Raw genomic sequence first — 17,370 nt, forward strand, 5'->3', positions numbered from 1 at the left:
TGTGAACGAAGATTCAGGCGTGACTGGACTCGCGGGAGAGCAGCTCCGCCTCGCGCGCGAGAGCGCGGAGCCGGGCCTTGATGCGCTGGAACTGCTGGCGCAGCACGGCGGCCTTCCGGGCGAGCGCCTCGGATGACATCGGCTCGTCCGGGTCCGCCAGCCGCTTCGCCACATCCGTCCACGACATGCGCCGGTCGATGCGCAGCTCCAGCAGCGTCTGCTCATAGGGCTCGAGCTGGGAGCGCAGCGCGCGGATGCGGTCCTTGACGTCCGTGCGGAGCCAGGGGCGCGTGCGGGACCAGTCGTGGTGGGCCTGGTGCTCGAAGGCGCCCTCGCTCATCGGCACCTCGCGGCCGGAGGGCGCGGCGGCCATCCGGTAGGCGACGTTGCGCGCGACACGGTGGGCCCACGTCCGGAAGGAGCTCTCCCAGCGGAAGGACGGCAGGTCCATCAGCAGCGTCTCGCTGAAGATGGCGTACGCCTCGCGCGCGCGCTCCCGGTCCTTCAGGAGCGAGCCCAGCAACCGCATGAGCTCCGCCCCGTAGCCCGCCAGGGCCTCCTCCACGGCGCGCCCCACGTCGCCTTCCTGGCAGTACTGGTGGATTCGCTGCTCCAATGCGTCGCGTGCGTCGGCCTGCATGGCGTCCCCCCACTCGAATCTGGAGACGCCCTCTCCGGCTGGCGAGGCCATGGAAAGCACCGTGCGAGCCGGCTGGCGGCCCGCGCGAGGGAGCCCTTGCAGTCACGCCGAGGGCAGCACCACCCGGTCCGCCCCGCTTCGCTCCAGCGCGTGGCCCTCCCCGAGGAGGCAGCGGCCAGACTGACGCCAGCCAGGCGGGCGAGCCCCTGCAACGGCCACGGAGCCCGTCAGGCCTCCGCCGGCATCCCGGGTATCCGGCGACTCGCTCGGACGCGTGTAGGTCTGCGCTATCCTCCGGGCCACTTGGAGAGGGGTTCCCCGACATGAAGCGAGCAGTCCTTGGAGTGGTGGCCGCCATCGTGCTGGCCGCATGCGCGAGCGCGGAGAAGGCGGGAGACCGCGCCGCCGCCGTGGGTGACTGGAAGGGTGCGTACACGGCGTATCGCCAGGCGGTGGCGAACGACCCGGACGACATGGAGCTGAAGGGCAAGTACGAGCAGGCCCGCGAGCAGGCGCTCCAGGACGCGCAGAAGCGCGCGCAGACGTGCGCGCAGGTGGATGACTGGAACTGCGCGCTGTCCGAGTCCGACTTCGCGCTCTCCATCGACGGCGGCAACGCGGACCTCGCCGCCTTCCGCGTGCGCGCCGCGACGCGCGTGGCCATGGGCCTGCTGGAAGGCGCGGCCGAGAAGGCGCGCACCGGCCACTTCCCCGAGGCCGTCGACGATATGCAGCGGGCCACGCAGCTGTCGCAGGCGCCCGAGGTGAAGACCCGCTCCGAGCAGGTGCGCCGTCAAATCGTCACCAGCGGCAAGGCCCGCGCGGACGGCTACCGCCAGGAGCGCAACCTCATCGCGGCCAACGGGCTGGCGCAGCTCGTCTCCGGACTGGACGGCTCGCTGGCCGGCTGGGCGCAGGGCATCAACGCGGAGTACGAGCAGTGGGTCACCGTGGAGTACGAGCGGCTGGCGCGCGAGGGCGACGCCGCGAAGCAGCAGCACGACTGGGCGCTCGCGCAGGAGCGCTACCGCGCGGCGCTGGACCTGCGCCAGGGCGGCCGCGCCGCGCCGGCGGAGGAGTACGTGCGCATGGTCGGCGAGGGCGAGCGGCAGCTCGTCAACCGCGACTGGAACCGGGCCGCGGACGCGTACCGGGGCGCGGTGCGCACGGGGCAGGATGACGGCTACGCCACGCAACAGCTGGAGCGCGTGGAGCCGCGTCCCTACCGCGTTTCGGTGCGCTCGCTGCTGGTGTCGCCCGTGCGTCCGGACGGCAACGCCTGGGTGGGCGTGACGAGCCCCATCTTCGCGCGGCTCGCCGAGCGCCTGGCGCAGATGGCGGAGCGCCGCGGCCTGTCTGACGTGGTGATGGACATGGCCATGGCCATTCCCCAGGACAACCAGCCCCGCGTGCGCGTGGAGGTGCTGCTGCCGGACGGCACGCGCCTGACGACGCCCGCGAAGCACGGCATCTACACGGGCTTCGAGTCCGAGTTCGTCATCCTCGGCAACGCCTTCGACGAGACGCCGCTCACCTTCCAGGTGTTCATCGAAGACCCGCGCGGCGGCGAGCTGCTGGGCTCGGTGGACGTGCCGGTGCGCGAGGTGGTGGCGCAGCGCAACGTGGCGCTGAAGAGCCGCACCGTCCTCGGCCTGAAGCTGGCGACGGCGAACGGCGAGGGCCGTGCGCCGGGCTCGATGCAGGGCATGGCCCGCGTGGAGCCCATGCCTCCGCCGGGCTCGCCGGGCCACGCCGCGTCTCCGGCGCCCTGACGCACCATGAGCCCGCCCCGAGCAGGACCGGGGCGGGCATGCGGCACGGCCCTCAGTCGTACGTGACGATGAGCGAGCCGTCCGAGTAGCCCTCCCTCGCGCCGAACACCTCGACGAAGTACCGCCCCGGCGCGAAGCCGTTGAGGTTGCAGTTCTCGGTGCTGTGCTCGTTCAGGCCGCGGCAGTCATAGGCGCTCCGCGTCGGCTCCGCTTCCCGCTGCACGTAGAGGTCCGCGTTCCCCGAGCCCCGGAGCCGGACATGGACGTTGCGCTCGCCGCCGTCCTCGCGCTCCGGAATCCGCACGGTGAACATCTGGGATGAGCCCGCGGCTCCGGACAGGCCGGTGACCTCGACGCCGGGCTCGAGCGGAATGTAGCCGCCCCTCCAGGTCATCTTCAGCGTCACGTTGGAGAAGTTGGTGAAGGCCCGGACCATCCCCCACCACGTCCCATGGGCTGGCGCCGGGAAGACGCACTCCTCCTCATTGCCCGACTTGTACGGGCGGCAGTCATAGACGGTGGTCGATGGGGGGGTGTTGAAGCGCACGTACAGGTCGGCGTCACCCGTGCCGCCGGTGATTGTGAACTTCAGGTCCTTCACGCCTTCGGGGACCTCTGCCAGCCAGGGAATGGCCGCGCCTTGTGAGGTCCCCAGTCCCACGAGAGGGATGTCCTTCTCCAGCTCCGGGATGGGTGGTGGCATCAATGGCTGCCCTCCCTCCGCCGCGGGGCTGTCCAATGCGGAGGCGGAAGCCCGCACCGCTTCAGGAGGCGCCTCCGGGGGAGGAAGCTCCGTGCAGGCGCCCGCCATCAAAGACAGCCATGCCGCACCCACGACACCGCGCAATCGTTTCTCAGCCATGCGTCCCCCAGCGTGGAAAGGCGTAGGGAACGCATGCTGCCCGCGACGATGCCTGGATGACAAGGGCACGCCGGCCTGCATCTACATATCAAACAGCATCAGCCGGCATGGCCGGGCCGTCGCTCAGGCGATGAGGTCGAAGTGCGCCTGGAGCGTGGCCCCCGGCGAGGCAGGCGGCCACGGCTGTCCCAGCATGACCACGTTCCACGCCTGCCGCATCTGCCGCGCCGCGCGCTCGGGCGGCATGCGGCCCACGGCGGTGCACAGCCCGGGGGACAGCAGGCTCCGGATGGGTTTGCGAGGATTGGCCGCGTTGTGCGCCTGCACCTCGCGCAGCGTGGCGCGAAATGCCAGCCATGCATTCACCGTGTCGGGCACGGCCATGGGAATGCGCATCGTGGGAGCGCTCACCAGCCACGGAATCTCCGCGTGGCGCGTCTCGATGATGAGCGCCGAGCCCACGGGCAGCTCACCCTGGTGCTCGGCGCGCAGCCGCTCCTGGAGGCGCGTCTGGAGGTCCCAGCCGAAGAACTGGCTGTAGACCAGGTCGATGCCGCCATCCATGTAGCCGAAGCTATTGGCCGGGCTGACGATGGCATCCGCGCGCTCGCCGAAGATGTCGCCGCCGGAGACCTCCACGCCTTCACAGCCGAAGAACGCCTTGCGCCACGCCATCACCATGGCGCTGTTCAAATCGCGAAGCTTGAGGACGAGCTGGGACATGCGGCCCGCATATGCCCTGCGGGGAGCGCTTCGCAACCCGCGAAGCCATGTCACACTGCCGGCCCATGCCCGCCCCCTTTCTGGCCATGGTGACCGTGGACGTCGTTGGGATGTCCGCGAAGGACAAGAAGGCCGCCCTCGCCGAGCTCCAAGCGGAGCTCTCCAGGCCCGGCCGGACCTTCCGGCCCCGACTCTTCACCACGTGGCTGGTGCGCTTCGACGACGGCAGCTTCGACGCCTTCATCCAGAAGATGGAGGAGCTGCGCACCCGGTTCCCCGGGACGTTCAACTACCAGTCCGTGGGCTGGGATGCCGACCACTTCCCGGTCTTGAACCCGACGGGCCCCCTCCCCACCCCGCTCGCCGCGCCCCGAGCCGCACTGGCAATGGCAGACAGCAACGCTACCGTGCTTCCCTCCCCCGAGGATGACTCTGGAAAGGTCTCCGCTCATGAGCGCCCTGCTCGCCGCCGTGCTCCTGGCACTCGCAAGCGCCCCAGCGCCCGCGGGGGCAAACAGTCAGGAGGAACCTCCCAGCGAAAGCCCCGGAAGCGCTCCCGCTGAGCAGCCCCCCGGGCAGGGCACGGACATCTTCGGCAATCCCATCGAGGAGCCACCGGACCTCTGCGAGGACGCGATGTTCCAGGACCTGGGCCCGGGGCGGCTGCTGCCTCGCGCCGAGTTCCTCGAGCGCAACTACATCCACTACAACGCGCCGGCCCTCGGCCCCGACATCAACACGCCGCTGCTCTTCGAAGCCCAGGTGGCGCCGCACCTGTTCTTCTTCAACAACCTCAACCGCGTCGAAAGCAACGCCCGCTGCGACCGCTTCCTGCAGGCCGTCTCCGTCAGCTTCATCCTCCGCATCCGGATGGTGGGAGACACCTCCTCGCCCGTCCGGCCGCCGTCATACATCCCCCGCCTCAACTACCAGGGCTTCTGGTTCCAGCAGCGCGGGCCGCGCGCACTGACGATGTGGGGGCTGCGAGCGAGCCTGGGCCACCACTCCAACGGCCAGCAGTACTGCCGCTACGACGAGAACCGCCGCATCCCCGACGAGGACGACCCGAGCGCCCCGCCCTGCCCTTCCGGCAACGTCGACCAGCTCAACGTCCGCTCCGGCGACTTCTCCACGAACTTCCTCCAGCTCGCCGGCCACGTGGCCCTCCTCACCCTGGACGCGAACCGCTACGAGCAGCGGCGCTTCCAGGTGGGCCTCGTGGGCGAGGTGAATCCCCGGTGGCTCGACTTCCTGCCCGGCACCATCGACTCGGAGCAGTTCGCGACGTACGGGCCGAACCGCCTGCGCCTGGAGCTGGGCTACGCCGAGCACCTCGCGGACCTGGCTCTCCTTTCCGGCGTGGCGAGCGCGGACGCGAGCCTGGAGGTCTTCTCCAAGACGGGCCCCGGAGTGGCCCGCTACCGCCTCCTGGTGCAGGGAGCGTATGTGCCGGACGTGCTCGGAGGTGTCGGCCTCTTCGCGCGCTTCGTCTCGGGCCAGGACTACCTCAACATCCTGTACCTGCGCCCGGCCATCCACACGGTGCAGTTCGGCTTCATCTGGGATTTGTCGCCGCGCCTCACCTACCGCTTCCGGCCCGGCCACCAGCCCTCAACGCCCCAGGTCCATCAGTAGCGCCTCCGCCGCGCGCCGGCCGGAGCCCAGCGCTCCGTCGATGGAGCCGTTGTCGCGGTGGTCTCCGCAGACATACAGCCCCGGAGACAGCCGCACCGTGCGGCGCGGAGGCTCCAGCGCGGACGGCGGCTGCGCGGGCAGCGCATTGGGAATGACATACGTGCGCAGGTGCCGCCACGCGGACACGGCATTGCCGAACCAGCCCGTCAATTCCTCACGCACCCGCGCCTCCAGGACCTCCGCCGCCGCGGACGCCCCCACCACGGACACGGACACCAGCGCCTGCCCCGCGGGCGCGTAGGCCGGTGACACCTCGCTCATCACCGCCACGTTGTTCACCACGCCGCGCCCCTCGCCATTGAGCAGCAGCCACGGCCCGTGCACCGGAGGCTCCGGCGCGGCGAAATACAGACACGTCACCCGGTTCATCGCGTGCGGAGGCAGGCCGGGCAAGAGCGACAGCGCGCCCGCTGCGTCCGCCGCCACCACCACCGCCTTCGCGGGAATCGTCTCGCCATCCACCAGCCGCACGCGGTGGCCCCACACGTCCGCCACCGGCGCGCGCAGCCGCAGCACGCCCGAGGGCAGCTTCGCGGCGAGCTGCTCCGGAATGGCGCCCATGCCCCGCTCCGGCACCACCGTGTCGCCGGTGGCGAACATGCGGAAGACGAACTCCAGGAAGCGGCTCGACGTGGCCAGCTCGCGCTCCAGGAAGATGCCCGCGAAGAAGGGCCGCAGGAAGCCCTCCAGCATGCCGTCCGTGAAGCCCAGCTCCCCCAGGTACTTCGACGCGGAGCGCTGGGGCCGCAGCCACAGGTCCTCCAGCTCGCCGGACATCACCGCCTGCCGCAGCTCCAGCACGCGCAGCTTGTCGCCGAACGTCCCGGGCCCATCGAACAGGTGCGACAGCGCCTCCACCGGCCTCCGCAACGGGTCCGTCACGGTGTGAAGCCGCCCGTTACGCCACACCTTTGCACCCGGGATGAAGCGGCGAAGTCCGAGCGCGGGGAGCTCCAGCGCCCGCCGGCCCTCCGGGTAGGCCGTGAGGTACACCTGGAAACCTCTATCCAGCAGGAAGCCCTCGTGGGCATCCGTGCGGACCCTGCCTCCCGGTGCGTCCGCTCCGTCGAGCAGCAACACCTGGAGCCGCGCCGAGACGAGCGCCCGTGCGCACGCCAGCCCCGCAAGCCCCGCGCCCACGACGATGACGTCCGGGTTCGACACGTGCCCTCCCACATCCACGCCACAAACCCTTCACCCTGGCTTGATAACCAGCTCGGGCACAAGTGAGACTCCCGGGTGGTTGCGGGCAACGGACACTTGTGGCTGAACATAGTCAGGCTGCCCGTTAGCCTGGACAGCTGGTGCTGGCCTCTTCACCAGCACCTTTACCCGGAGAGAAAGCAGGAACTCCCATGTTGATCGTGATGCGACCCGACGCGACGGCCCAGGACATCGAGCGTGTGAACGACGAGATCCGCCGTCGTGGTTGGCAACCGCACACGATTCCAGGGGGCACTCGCACCGCCATCGGCATCACCGGCAACCCCGGCGCCGTCGAACCCGAGCCCTTCCGCGTCCTCCCTGGCGTCGCTGACGCCGTCCCCATCTCGCAGCCGTTCAAGCTCGTCAGCCGCGAGGTGAAGCCGGAGAGCACGCAGCTGAGCATCGGCGGTCTCACCCTCGGCGGCGCGGCGTTCCATGTCATCGCCGGCCCCTGTTCCGTGGAGTCGCGCGAGCAGATTCTGGAGACGGCGCACGCGGTGAAGAAGTCGGGCGCCACCATGCTGCGCGGCGGCGCGTTCAAGCCCCGCACCAGCCCCTACGAGTTCCAGGGCCTCAAGGGCGACGGCCTCGCGCTGCTCGCCGAGGCGCGCAAGGAGACGGGCCTGCTCGTCACCACCGAGGTGAAGGACACCGCCACGCTGGACGCGGTGTGCGACGCCACGGACATCCTCCAGATTGGCGCGCGCAACATGCAGAACTTCAGCCTCCTGGAGGCGGTGGGCGAGCGCCGCAAGCCGGTGCTCCTCAAGCGCGGCATCAGCGCCACCATCAAGGAGCTCCTGATGGCGGCCGAGTACATCGTCGCCCGCGGCAACACGCAGGTCATCCTCTGCGAGCGCGGCATCCGCACCTTCGAGACGATGACGCGCAATACGCTGGACCTCAACGCGGTGCCCATGCTCAAGGCGCTCTCGCACCTGCCTGTCTTCGTGGACCCCTCGCACGGCATCGGCGTGCGCAAGGCGGTGCCGGCGATGATGCGCGCGGCGACGGCGGTGGGAGCCGACGGCATCATCGTCGAGGTCCATCCGGATCCGCCGCGCGCCAAGTCGGACGGCGCCCAGTCGCTGGACTTCTCCGAGTTCGACAAGGCCATGCACGAAGTTCGCGCCATCGCCCAGGCGATGGGCCGCGAAGTCGTGAGACTGGGGTAGGCCATGACGCTCAAGGATGCGCTGGGCAAGGTCATCGGCCGGCGCGACCTCACCCGCGAGGAGATGGCCCGAATCATGGGCCTGATGCTCGCGGGAGAGGCGTCGCCTGCCCAGGTGGGCGCGCTCGCCACGGCGCTCAAGATGAAGGGCGAGACGGAGGACGAAATCCTCGGCGCGGCGGAGGCCATGCGGGCCTGCGCGGCGAAGCTCGCTCCGAAGGCGGAGGTGGTGCTCGACACGTGCGGTACGGGCGGTGACGGGGCGCACACCTTCAACATCTCCACCGCGGTGGCCTTCGTGGCCGCCGGGGCGGGGGTGACGGTCGCCAAGCATGGCAACCGCGCCGTCTCCAGCCGCTGCGGCAGCGCGGACGTGCTGGCGGCGCTGGGTGTCTCCATGGAGCGCCCGCACGAGCGTGTCGCGCGCGACATCGACGAGCACGGCGTGGGCTTCCTCTTCGCGCCCTCGCACCACAGTGCGCTCAGGCACGTGGCGCAGGCGCGGAGGGATTTGGGCTTCCACAGCGTGTTCAACCTGCTGGGTCCGCTGACCAACCCGGCCGGTGCGCGCTACCAACTGTTGGGCACCTTCGACGGCAGGCGCGTGGAGCAGACGGCGCGCGTGCTGGGGCGCCTGGGCAGCCGCCGCGCGTGGGTGGTGCACGGGGACGACGGGCTGGACGAAATCTCTCCCTGTTCGCCCACGCGGGTAGCGGAGCTGCGCGAGGACGGCACTGTGAGGACCTTCACGGTGACGCCTGCGGACGCGGGGCTGGACGTGGTGCCTCGCGAGGCCATCGCCGGCGGCGACGCGGACGAGAACGCGAAGCGGCTGCGCTCGCTGCTGGACGGGGAGCGTTCCGGGCTGCGCACGGCGGTGGTGCTCAACGCGGCGGCGGCGCTGGTGGTGGTGGGGCTCGCGTCCGATTTGCGCGACGGCGTGCGGAAGGCGGAGCACGCCATCGACTCGGGAGCGGCGTTGCGCAAGCTGAACGCGCTCGTGCACGGGGCCGCGTCGTGAGCGGGGCACAGCGGGAAGGGGCGGCGTCCTCCGGGACGCTGGACCTCATCATGGCGCGCAAGCGCCGGGAGCTGGCCGTGCGTCCGCCCATGGCGCCGCGCCCGCGTCCGGCGCCGCGTGACTTCGCGGAGGCCCTGGTGGCGAAGGTGCCAGGGCGTCCGGTGAGCGTCATCGCGGAGGTGAAGCGCAAGAGCCCCTCGGGCGGCGCGTTTCCGCACGCGGACGTGGTGGCGGTGGCCCGGGCCTATGAAGCCGCGGGGGCCAGCGCCATCAGCGTGCTGACGGACGGGCCGGACTTCGGCGGCAGCCTGGAAGACCTGGTGGCGGTGCGGGCGGCGGTGTCCGTCCCGGTGCTGCGCAAGGACTTCCTGGTGGCCGCGCGCGAGGTGGAGGAGAGCGCGCTGTGGGGCGCGGACGCGGTGCTGCTCATCGCGGACGCGCTCGAGGACGGCGAGCTGCGGGAGATGCTTGCCACCGCGCGCGAGGTGCGCGTGGCCGCGCTGGTGGAGGCGCACACGGAGGCGCACGCCGAGCGCGCGCTGGCCGCGGGCGCGGAGCTGGTGGGCATCAACAACCGCAACCTCGCCACGCTGAAGACGGACACGGGCACGGCGCTGCGGGTGATGCCGAGGCTGCGCTCTCGTGCCCGCGCACTCGTGGCGGAGAGCGGGCTCAAGACGCTCGCGGACCTGGTCGCCGCGCGAGAAGCGGGCGCGGACTCCGTGCTGGTGGGCGAGTCCCTGCTGCGCGAGGCGGAGCCCGGGCGGGCACTGAGGCGCCTCATCGGCGCGGAGGGCTCCCCCGTATGAGCGTCCGCGTGAAGGTATGCGGCGTCACCCGGCTGGAGGACGCGAAGGCCGCGTGGGAGGCGGGCGTGGACGCGCTCGGCCTCAACTTCTACGCGAAGTCCCCGCGCTACGTGGACATCGTCAAGGCGGCGCAGTTGGCCGCCACGCGCCCTCCCCTGGGCGCGGTGGTGGGCGTGTTCGTCAACGCGTCCGCCGAAGACATCCGCGCGAGGGTGCGCGACTGCGGCCTCACGGCCGTGCAGCTCCATGGAGACGAGCCGCCGGAGGCCTGCTCGGGCTACGGCGTGCCCGTCATCAAGGCGCTGCGCGTGCGTGGGCCGGAAGACGTGGCGCGCGCTCGGGAGTACGTGGGCGTGGGTGACGTGGCGGGGCTGCTGCTGGACGGAGCGGCTCCCGGGTACGGCGGCGGAGGCGTCGGCTTCGACTGGTCGCTGGTGGCCTCGCTGACGGGCATCGGCGTGCCCGTGCTGGTCGCCGGAGGCCTGAAGCCGTCCAATGTGGCCGAGGCGGTGCGGGCGACGCGGCCGTACGGTGTGGATGTGGCCAGTGGGGTGGAGTCGGCCCCCGGCATCAAGGACCAGGACGCGGTGCGCGCCTTCGTGCGGCTCGCGAAGTCCATCAACCTCTGGGAGTAGACGATGACCACGGAGACCACCGTCGGACGCTTCGGGCGTTACGGCGGGCGTTACGTGCCGGAGACGCTGGTGCCGGCGCTGCTGGAGCTGGAAGAGGCCTACGCGAAGGCGGGCGCGGACCCCACGTTCGCGGAGGAAGTCGCGCGCGTGCTGAAGGAGTTCGTGGGCCGGCCCACGACGCTGACGCCCGCGCGCCGGCTCACCGAGGCGTGGGGCGGCGCGCACGTGTGGCTCAAGCGCGAGGACCTCGCGCACACGGGCGCGCACAAAATCAACAACACCGTGGGCCAGGTGCTGCTCGCGAAGAGGATGGGCAAGAAGCGCATCATCGCGGAGACGGGCGCGGGCCAGCACGGCGTGGCCACGGCCACCGCGTGCGCGCTCTTCGGCCTGCCCTGCGAGGTGTACATGGGCGCGCTGGACGTGGAGCGCCAGTCGCTCAACGTCTTCCGCATGCGCGCGCTGGGCGCGGTGGTGAAGCCGGTGGAGTCCGGCTCGCGCACGCTGAAGGACGCGATGAACGAGGCCATGCGCACCTGGGTGTCGCAGGTGGCGGACACGCACTACGTCATCGGCAGCGCGGCGGGCCCGCATCCGTATCCGACGATTGTGCGCGACTTCCAGTCGGTCATCGGCAAGGAGCTGCGCACGCAGGCACAGGCTGCCTTCGGGAAGCCGCCGGACGCCATCATCGCGTGCGTGGGCGGCGGCTCGAATGCGATTGGCGTGCTGCACCCGTTCATCGGCGACAAGGACGTGCGGCTCGTCGGCGTGGAGGCCGGAGGCCACGGGCTGGATACGAAGCAGCACGGCGCGTCGCTGACGCTGGGGACGGAGGGCGTGCTGCACGGCTCGCGCTCGCTGGTGCTCCAGGACGAGGACGGCCAGATTCAGGAGGCGCACAGCATCTCCGCCGGCCTGGACTACCCGGGCGTGGGGCCGGAGCTGGCGTACCTGGCGAAGACGGGGCGGATGGAGGTGCGCACCGCCACGGACGACGAGGCGCTGGCGGCCTTCTACGAGGTGGCGCGCACGGAGGGCATCCTCCCCGCGCTGGAGACGTCCCACGCCTTCGCGCGAGGCCGCGAGCTGGCGCGCGAGCTGGGCAGGGGCAAGTACCTGGTCATCAACTGCTCGGGCCGCGGCGACAAGGACGTGGCCACCATTTCCGCGCGCGGAGTGCCGCCGCCGGTGGGGGTGAACTCGTGAGCGGAGAGATTGCGCAGGCCTTCGTGAAGGCGAAGGCGCGGGGCGAGGGCGTCCTGGTGGCATACGCCATGGCGGGAGACCCGGACCTGCCGCGCTCGGTGGACGTGTTCGCCGCGCTGGTGGAGGGTGGCGCGGACATCATCGAAATCGGCGTGGCGTTCAGCGACCCGATTGCCGACGGCCCCGTCATCCAGGGCGCCTCCGAGCGCGCGCTGAAGGCGGGCTCCACGCTGAAGCGCGTGCTGGACGAGGTGGTGCCCGAGGTGCGCAAGCGCTGCCCGCAGACGCCGCTGGTCATCATGACGTACGTCAACGTCATCATGGCCATGGGCGAGGAGCGCTTCGCGAAGCTGGCGCGCGAGCGCGGCGTGTCCGGAGCGATTCTCCCGGACCTACCGCCCGAGGAGAGCGCGAACCTGCGAGCGACGTTCGACGCGGCGGGCGTGGACCTGATTCCGCTGTGCGCGCCCACCACGCCGAAGCCCCGCGCCGAGGCGATTGCCCGCGAAGCGCGTGGCTTCGTCTACTGCGTGTCCGTGGCCGGTGTGACGGGCATGCGCGCGGAATTGCCGGCGGACTTGTCACAGCGGTTGGACCTGGTGCGCAAGGCATCACCGGTGCCGGTGGTGGCGGGCTTCGGCATCTCCACGGCGGAGCAGGCGCGCACGCTGTCGGCGCACGCGGACGGCGTGGTGGTGGGCAGCGCGCTGGTGCGTGCCGCGCACGCGGACGGGCCGAGCGCGGCGAAGGCGCTGTGCGCGGACATCAAGCGCGGCCTCAAGCGCTGAGCAGCGGGCGCTGAGAAAGGGGCGGTTCCACCCGCCCCTCTCGCGGAGACTCAGGTCGAGATGCGGAGCGCCGTCCGTGCCGCCCAGCGGTACAGCCCGCCCACCGCGATGGCGCCGAGCACCACCGCGATGAGCATGGCCGGCACCTCCCCCAGCTCGAGCGGCAGCGCCAGCGGCTCGCCCTTGCCCGTCGAGACAATCAACCCGGCCAGCGCGACGTTGAACAGACTCTCGCCCACGATGAAGCCGGACATGACGAGCACGCCCAGGCGGTTGGCGGCCTCGCCCCAGCTCCGCTTGCTCGCCGCGCGCTCGAAGGCCCAGCCCGCCAGCGCGCCCACGACCACCGGCGCCGTGACGGTGCTGGGCAGGTAGATGGCGAGGCCCACGCCCAGCGGCGGCAGGCTGTAGCGGCCATTGCTGGCCTTCTTCACCACGAAGTTGATGACAACCAGGGTCAGGCCGAGCGCGGCCCCCCACAGCACGAGGTCCCACCGCAGGTTGCCGCCAATCACGCCCTTGGCCAGGGTTGAAATCAGGGTCGCCTGAGGCGCGGCCAGCGGCTGCGCCGAGATGGCATTGGAGTTGGGTGCACCCGCGAAGCCGTAGGCCCTGTTCAGCAGCGCCAGCACAGGCGGAACCACGGCCGAGCCGGCGACCACGCCGATGAGCAGGGCCACCTGCTGCTTCCAGGGCGTCGCGTCCACCAACTGGCCCGTCTTCAGGTCCTGCAGGTTGTCGTTGCCGATGACGGCCACGGCCAGCACCACCGTGGTGACGAACAGCGCGAACGCCACCAGCGCGGGGGCCGCCTCGGGCCCTGTCACCTGCCGTCCGACGACGCCGACGCTGAGCGCGGCGCCCAGGATGGTCAGGATGGCGATGCCCGAGACAGGCGAGTTCGACGAGCCGATGAGGCCGGCCATGTAGCCGCAGACGGCGGCGGCACAGATGCCCGCGAGCAGGACATAGCCGATGCCCACGGCGACCAGCGGCACGCTCAGGTGCGCCAGCACGGTGCCCTGGAGGAAGCTCGCCAGGAGCCAGCCGGCCGGCACCAGGGAGAGCAGCGTCACCAGCCCCACCGTGCGGATGGGCAGGTCCTGCTCCGTGCGCTCGAGCGCCTGGCCCTGCGTCCCGGCACGCCGCGCCGTCTCCAGCGCGGACCGCAGGCCACCGATGACCGGCTTCGCGAGCCCCGCCAGGGTCACGATGGCCGCCGCGCCGATGGCGCCGGCGCCGAGCATGCGCACCTGCGAGCTCCAGACGCGCAGCGCGTGCTCCGACGCCGTGGCGTCCGGCATCGGGGTCATGGACGTGAGGACCGGAACCAGGATGCCCCACGCAATCACCAGACCGGCCAGCATCGCGATGCCGACCGTGATGCCCATCAGGTGTCCCGCGCCGATGAGCGCCAGTGAGCTGGCGGCACCGATGCCGGTGGCGCCACCGCCCACCCTGAAATACCCGGCCACCTCACCCGCCATCAGCCTGGCGGCCGCGGCCGCCGCGAACAGGGCCGAGGCAATGCTGCCCCAGATGACGGACATGAGGCCGGCCTTGCCTTCGGTTGCACCGGAGCGCGAGGAGGTGCCGACCTTGAGCACCTCGGCGGCCGCCACGCCTTCGGGATAGGGAAGGTCGGAGGCGGAGACCAGCGCGCGACGCAGCGGCACGGTGTACATCACGCCGAGCACGCCGCCAGTCGCACACGCGCCGAACGTCGGCCAGAACGGCACGTCGGTCCACCAGCCGGTCATCAACAGGCCGGGCAGGACGAAGATGACGGACGCGAGCGTGCCCGCCGCCGAGGCCAGCGTCTGGACGATGTTGTTCTCCTGGATGGTGGCGTTCTTGAAGGCGCTCAGGAGCGCCATCGAGATGACCGCCGCGGGGATGGAGGTCGCGAAGGTGAGGCCGACCTTCAAGCCCAGGTAGACCTGCGCCGCGGTGAACACCAGCGTGATGAGGACCCCGAGGGTCACCCCGCGCAGGGTTATCTCCTTCGGCTGGGAAGATGTGACGGTGTTCAAGTGGAGCGCTCCTTCACGGGGAAGCCCTGGACGGCGGCTCGGAGAGAAATGGCGCCGAGGATACAGGCGTCCCGTGCGGATGCGTATTTGTCAGCCGCCCGCGCGAGACTGTCCAGCCTCGTGCGCTCCCACGCGGAAGACACGGGTCCTCCGGAGCGCCGTCTGGCACGATGCGCGCCATGAAGACCCGAGGTCCCCAGTTGGTGCTCGTCCGTCACGGTGAGACGGAGTGGAGCCGGAGTGGCCAGCACACGGGCCGCACGGACATCCCGTTGCTCGAAGACGGGCGGAGGATGGGCCGACTGCTCGCGGAGCCGCTGAAGGCCTGGCACTGCGCTCAGGTGTGGACGAGCCCGCTGAGCCGCGCAGCGGAGACGTGCGCGCTGGCCGGCTACGGCGACGTGGCCCGGAAGCGGGATGACCTCATGGAGTGGGACTACGGCGACTACGAGGGCCGCACCGGAGACGACATCCGCAAGGAACGCCCGGGCTGGGCTTTGTGGAAGGATGGAGCGCCCAACGGAGAGAAGGCTGCGGACGTGGGCGCCCGCGTGGACCGCGTCATCGCGGAAGTCCGCGGGGTCCATGGCGACGTGCTCATCTTCGCCCACGGCCACCTGCTGCGGGTGCTCGCGGCGCGGTGGCTGGGCCTGCCCCCGGACTGCGGGCGGATGTTCATGCTGGGCACCGCGTCCATCAGCGTCCTCAGCCTCGACGGTGACGGCACGCAGCCCGTCATCGTCACCTGGAATGACATGACGCACCTGCGCTGAGGGGTTGCGGTTTCCCCTTAAGACTCTTGGCGGGCAGTCGGTTCATGGCTTGACCCTCCAGGCCGGACTCCGCCGCGATACACGCTCTCGACTCGGGCCCGGCCTGGACTCTGGTGTATCCCGGACATGGCTGTCTTTGTGCTCACGCATTCCAAGACAGCCACTCGCAGCCATCCACCACATACGCGGGCCCGGGGGGTCTATGAGCGCTGTCTCGTCGTCACCGAACTTCAATTATGGGTTTCCGGCACCGGGGCCCCAGTCGCCGACGCCGCAGAAAATCATGGACCACGTGTACTTCCTCACGGAGGAAGCCTGGAAGGAGGTCCGCGAGCTCGAGCGGTTCGACTACATCATCATCGGCAGCGGCCCCTGTGGACTGGCCTTCGCGGAGCGGACCTACAAGCACAATCCCAACAGCCGCATCCTGCTGATTGAGCGGGGCCCCTTCTTCCTCCCGGAGCACTTCCAGAACCTGCCGCTGCCCTATCAGCAGACCCTGGGGGGACTGAGCGAGACATTCCCCTGGACGTTGTCGGCCAGGACCGCGGGGCAGCCGCCCGGAAACATCGGCTTCCAGCACGGGATGGTGCCGTTCTTCGGTGGCCGCAGCATCCAGTGGAGCAGTTGGTGCCCGCGCCCCACACGGGAGGAGATGGAGTACTGGCCCGAGGAAATCATCCGCGAGGCCGAGGAGCGCTTCCCCGACGCCGAGCGGCTGCTCAACGTCATCCCCGCGGACAAGATCGACAACGACCTCGACGAGGTGACGCTGGCGAAGACGTCCAGGCAGCGGCCCATCTACGGCGTCATGCAGAAGAAGCTGCAGTCCATGCTCGCCGAGAATCTGGGGCGCATCACCTCCGCGACGCGCTCCATGGCCGCGCCCATCGCGGTGGGGGCGGGCATCCAGGAGGGCCTCGACTTCGCGAAGTTCTCCACGCCCGCGCCGCTGCTCGACCTGGCGACCCGCCAGGCCGCGCTGAGCGCGGAGGGCACCGGGAGCCCGATGAGAATCGTGACGGACTGCGTGGTGAACCGCATCCGCCAGCAGGACGGCGTGGCGACGGCGCTCGAGACGTCACGAGGCGTCGTCAACCTGGGCAACGCGAAGCTGGTGCTGGCCATGGGCACCCTCCCACCCACCACGCTGCTCCTGAACTCGTTCCCCCAGGTGAAGCACGCGGGCACGCGCTTCACCGCGCACTTCATCACCTCGGTGGTGGCCCGGGTGCCGAGGAAGGACTACGCGTTCGCGAGCAAGCTGGCGGAGATGGAGCTGGCCGCCATCTACATGGCCGGGACGAATGCCCAGAGTGGAATGCAGTACCACGTCCAGCTCTCGGTGCTCTCCGACAAGGAACCCGAGCGCAATGCCCAGCGAGCGGCCCGGTACATGCCCGACGTGGTGGCGACGGCCTCGCCCACGCAGCTCAAGAGCTCCAAGGAATACCTCGTCTTCGTCTGCGCGGTGCTGGGGGAGCTGGACTTCCGCAACCGCGACAACTGGCTGCGCCTGGACGGGGAGAAGGACCCGACCACGAACGTGATGCTGCAGGTCCTGGCCAATGAGACGGACCGCGCGACGTGGGACACCATGGATGAGGGGACCTTCCAGATGCTGGAGCTGGCCCTGTCTCCGCAGGGCGGCTCCCACGTCGAGTACTGGCATGGAGCGCCCAACGAGGGCACGTGGCAGAAGGAGCGTCCGCCCCGCGAGCAGCGCCGGGTGCCGGGGCTGGTCCACGAGGGCTCCACCCTGTGGATTGGTGAGGGTGAAGAAGCGGTGGTCGGGCTGGACTACCGGCCCCGGGGAGTCCACAACGTCTACGTCACGGGCGGAGGCCTCTGGCCCGCGGGAGGCTCCTGGAACCCCACCATGACCATGGTCGCCCTGACGCAGCACCTGGCAGACCAGCTCGCCGGCCGCGCCGTCGCGACGACCGGAACGGCGGACGCCGCCACGACGACCCGGCTCCCCGTGGCGTCCGTGCGCTAGCAGGAACGGGCCACGCGCCCCACCCGGGCCA

The 17,370-nt window shown here is 70.6% G+C and carries 16 protein-coding genes; 11 read left to right on the plus strand and 5 right to left on the minus strand.

Translation table 11 applies throughout. The features are described from left to right. Nucleotides 1–13 precede the first annotated feature (13 nt). Nucleotides 14–691: an RNA polymerase sigma factor gene (locus tag ACVTJA_RS42485; RefSeq protein WP_465829251.1), complete on the minus strand. Its 678-nt coding sequence runs from the start codon at nt 689–691 to the stop codon at nt 14–16. A gap of 272 nt (nt 692–963) precedes the next feature. On the opposite strand from ACVTJA_RS42485, the gene ACVTJA_RS42490 reads away from it, so the two are divergent. Next, nucleotides 964–2,412 (plus strand): hypothetical protein, encoded by a 1,449-nt coding sequence (locus tag ACVTJA_RS42490; RefSeq protein ID WP_465829253.1) that lies wholly within the window; start codon nt 964–966, stop codon nt 2,410–2,412. Nucleotides 2,413–2,464: 52 nt separating this feature from the next. Here ACVTJA_RS42490 and ACVTJA_RS42495 read toward each other — a convergent pair whose 3' ends face one another. Both ACVTJA_RS42495 and ACVTJA_RS42500 read right to left on the minus strand, forming a co-directional pair. Continuing rightward, nucleotides 2,465–3,115: a PPC domain-containing protein gene (locus tag ACVTJA_RS42495; protein WP_465829255.1), complete on the minus strand. Its 651-nt coding sequence runs from the start codon at nt 3,113–3,115 to the stop codon at nt 2,465–2,467. 282 nt (nt 3,116–3,397) lie between these two features. Continuing rightward, nucleotides 3,398–3,997, minus strand: a complete 600-nt coding sequence (locus ACVTJA_RS42500) for a macro domain-containing protein (protein ID WP_465829257.1) — start codon at nt 3,995–3,997, stop codon at nt 3,398–3,400. Nucleotides 3,998–4,062: 65 nt separating this feature from the next. On the opposite strand from ACVTJA_RS42500, the gene ACVTJA_RS42505 reads away from it, so the two are divergent. Then, nucleotides 4,063–4,560 carry a hypothetical protein gene (locus tag ACVTJA_RS42505; RefSeq protein ID WP_465829259.1) on the plus strand — a complete coding sequence of 166 codons (498 nt, stop codon included), beginning with the start codon at nt 4,063–4,065 and terminating at the stop codon, nt 4,558–4,560. A gap of 73 nt (nt 4,561–4,633) precedes the next feature. Further along, complete coding sequence (locus ACVTJA_RS42510) at nt 4,634–5,632, plus strand: hypothetical protein (protein WP_465829261.1); 999 nt, start codon at nt 4,634–4,636, stop codon at nt 5,630–5,632. Here ACVTJA_RS42510 and ACVTJA_RS42515 read toward each other — a convergent pair. Beyond that, a complete protein-coding gene (locus ACVTJA_RS42515; RefSeq protein ID WP_465829263.1) occupies nt 5,609–6,856 on the minus strand; it encodes an NAD(P)/FAD-dependent oxidoreductase in 1,248 nt (415 codons plus the stop codon). The genes ACVTJA_RS42510 and ACVTJA_RS42515 overlap by 24 nt on opposite strands. Before the next feature lie 191 nt (nt 6,857–7,047). Here ACVTJA_RS42515 and aroF point away from each other — a divergent pair, with 191 nt between their 5' ends. Genes aroF through trpA form a run of 6 tightly spaced genes read left to right on the plus strand, consistent with a single transcriptional unit; the run spans nt 7,048 to nt 12,534 of the window. Then, the gene (gene aroF, locus ACVTJA_RS42520) at nt 7,048–8,073 is read left to right on the plus strand and encodes a 3-deoxy-7-phosphoheptulonate synthase (protein ID WP_465829265.1); all 1,026 of its coding nucleotides are present in this window, start codon (nt 7,048–7,050) and stop codon (nt 8,071–8,073) included. A 3-nt stretch (nt 8,074–8,076) separates the two neighbouring features. Beyond that, nucleotides 8,077–9,093 carry an anthranilate phosphoribosyltransferase gene (gene trpD, locus ACVTJA_RS42525; protein WP_465829267.1) on the plus strand — a complete coding sequence of 339 codons (1,017 nt, stop codon included), beginning with the start codon at nt 8,077–8,079 and terminating at the stop codon, nt 9,091–9,093. A 50-nt stretch (nt 9,094–9,143) separates the two neighbouring features. Further along, entirely contained in the window at nt 9,144–9,902 is a 759-nt protein-coding gene (locus ACVTJA_RS42530) for an indole-3-glycerol phosphate synthase TrpC (protein WP_465840649.1), read from the plus strand. Continuing rightward, on the plus strand, nt 9,899–10,537 hold the full coding sequence (locus tag ACVTJA_RS42535; RefSeq protein WP_465829269.1) for a phosphoribosylanthranilate isomerase: 639 nt from the start codon (nt 9,899–9,901) through the stop codon (nt 10,535–10,537). The genes ACVTJA_RS42530 and ACVTJA_RS42535 overlap by 4 nt, the downstream gene beginning before the upstream one ends. 3 nt (nt 10,538–10,540) lie before the next feature. Continuing rightward, nucleotides 10,541–11,746 (plus strand): tryptophan synthase subunit beta, encoded by a 1,206-nt coding sequence (trpB, locus tag ACVTJA_RS42540; protein WP_465829271.1) that lies wholly within the window; start codon nt 10,541–10,543, stop codon nt 11,744–11,746. After that, nucleotides 11,743–12,534, plus strand: a complete 792-nt coding sequence (trpA, locus tag ACVTJA_RS42545) for a tryptophan synthase subunit alpha (RefSeq protein WP_465829273.1) — start codon at nt 11,743–11,745, stop codon at nt 12,532–12,534. Before trpB ends, trpA begins: the two co-directional genes overlap by 4 nt. Before the next feature lie 50 nt (nt 12,535–12,584). Here trpA and ACVTJA_RS42550 read toward each other — a convergent pair whose 3' ends face one another. Continuing rightward, nucleotides 12,585–14,567 carry an OPT family oligopeptide transporter gene (locus tag ACVTJA_RS42550; RefSeq protein WP_465829275.1) on the minus strand — a complete coding sequence of 661 codons (1,983 nt, stop codon included), beginning with the start codon at nt 14,565–14,567 and terminating at the stop codon, nt 12,585–12,587. Between the two features lie 179 nt (nt 14,568–14,746). On the opposite strand from ACVTJA_RS42550, the gene ACVTJA_RS42555 reads away from it, so the two are divergent. Both ACVTJA_RS42555 and ACVTJA_RS42560 read left to right on the plus strand, forming a co-directional pair. Then, nucleotides 14,747–15,340, plus strand: coding sequence for a histidine phosphatase family protein (locus ACVTJA_RS42555; protein WP_465829277.1), 594 nt, complete (start codon nt 14,747–14,749; stop codon nt 15,338–15,340). 283 nt (nt 15,341–15,623) lie between these two features. After that, the gene (locus tag ACVTJA_RS42560; protein WP_465829279.1) at nt 15,624–17,339 is read left to right on the plus strand and encodes a GMC oxidoreductase; all 1,716 of its coding nucleotides are present in this window, start codon (nt 15,624–15,626) and stop codon (nt 17,337–17,339) included. Nucleotides 17,340–17,370: the final 31 nt, after the last annotated feature.

This window comes from Pyxidicoccus sp. M6 (assembly GCF_055568925.1).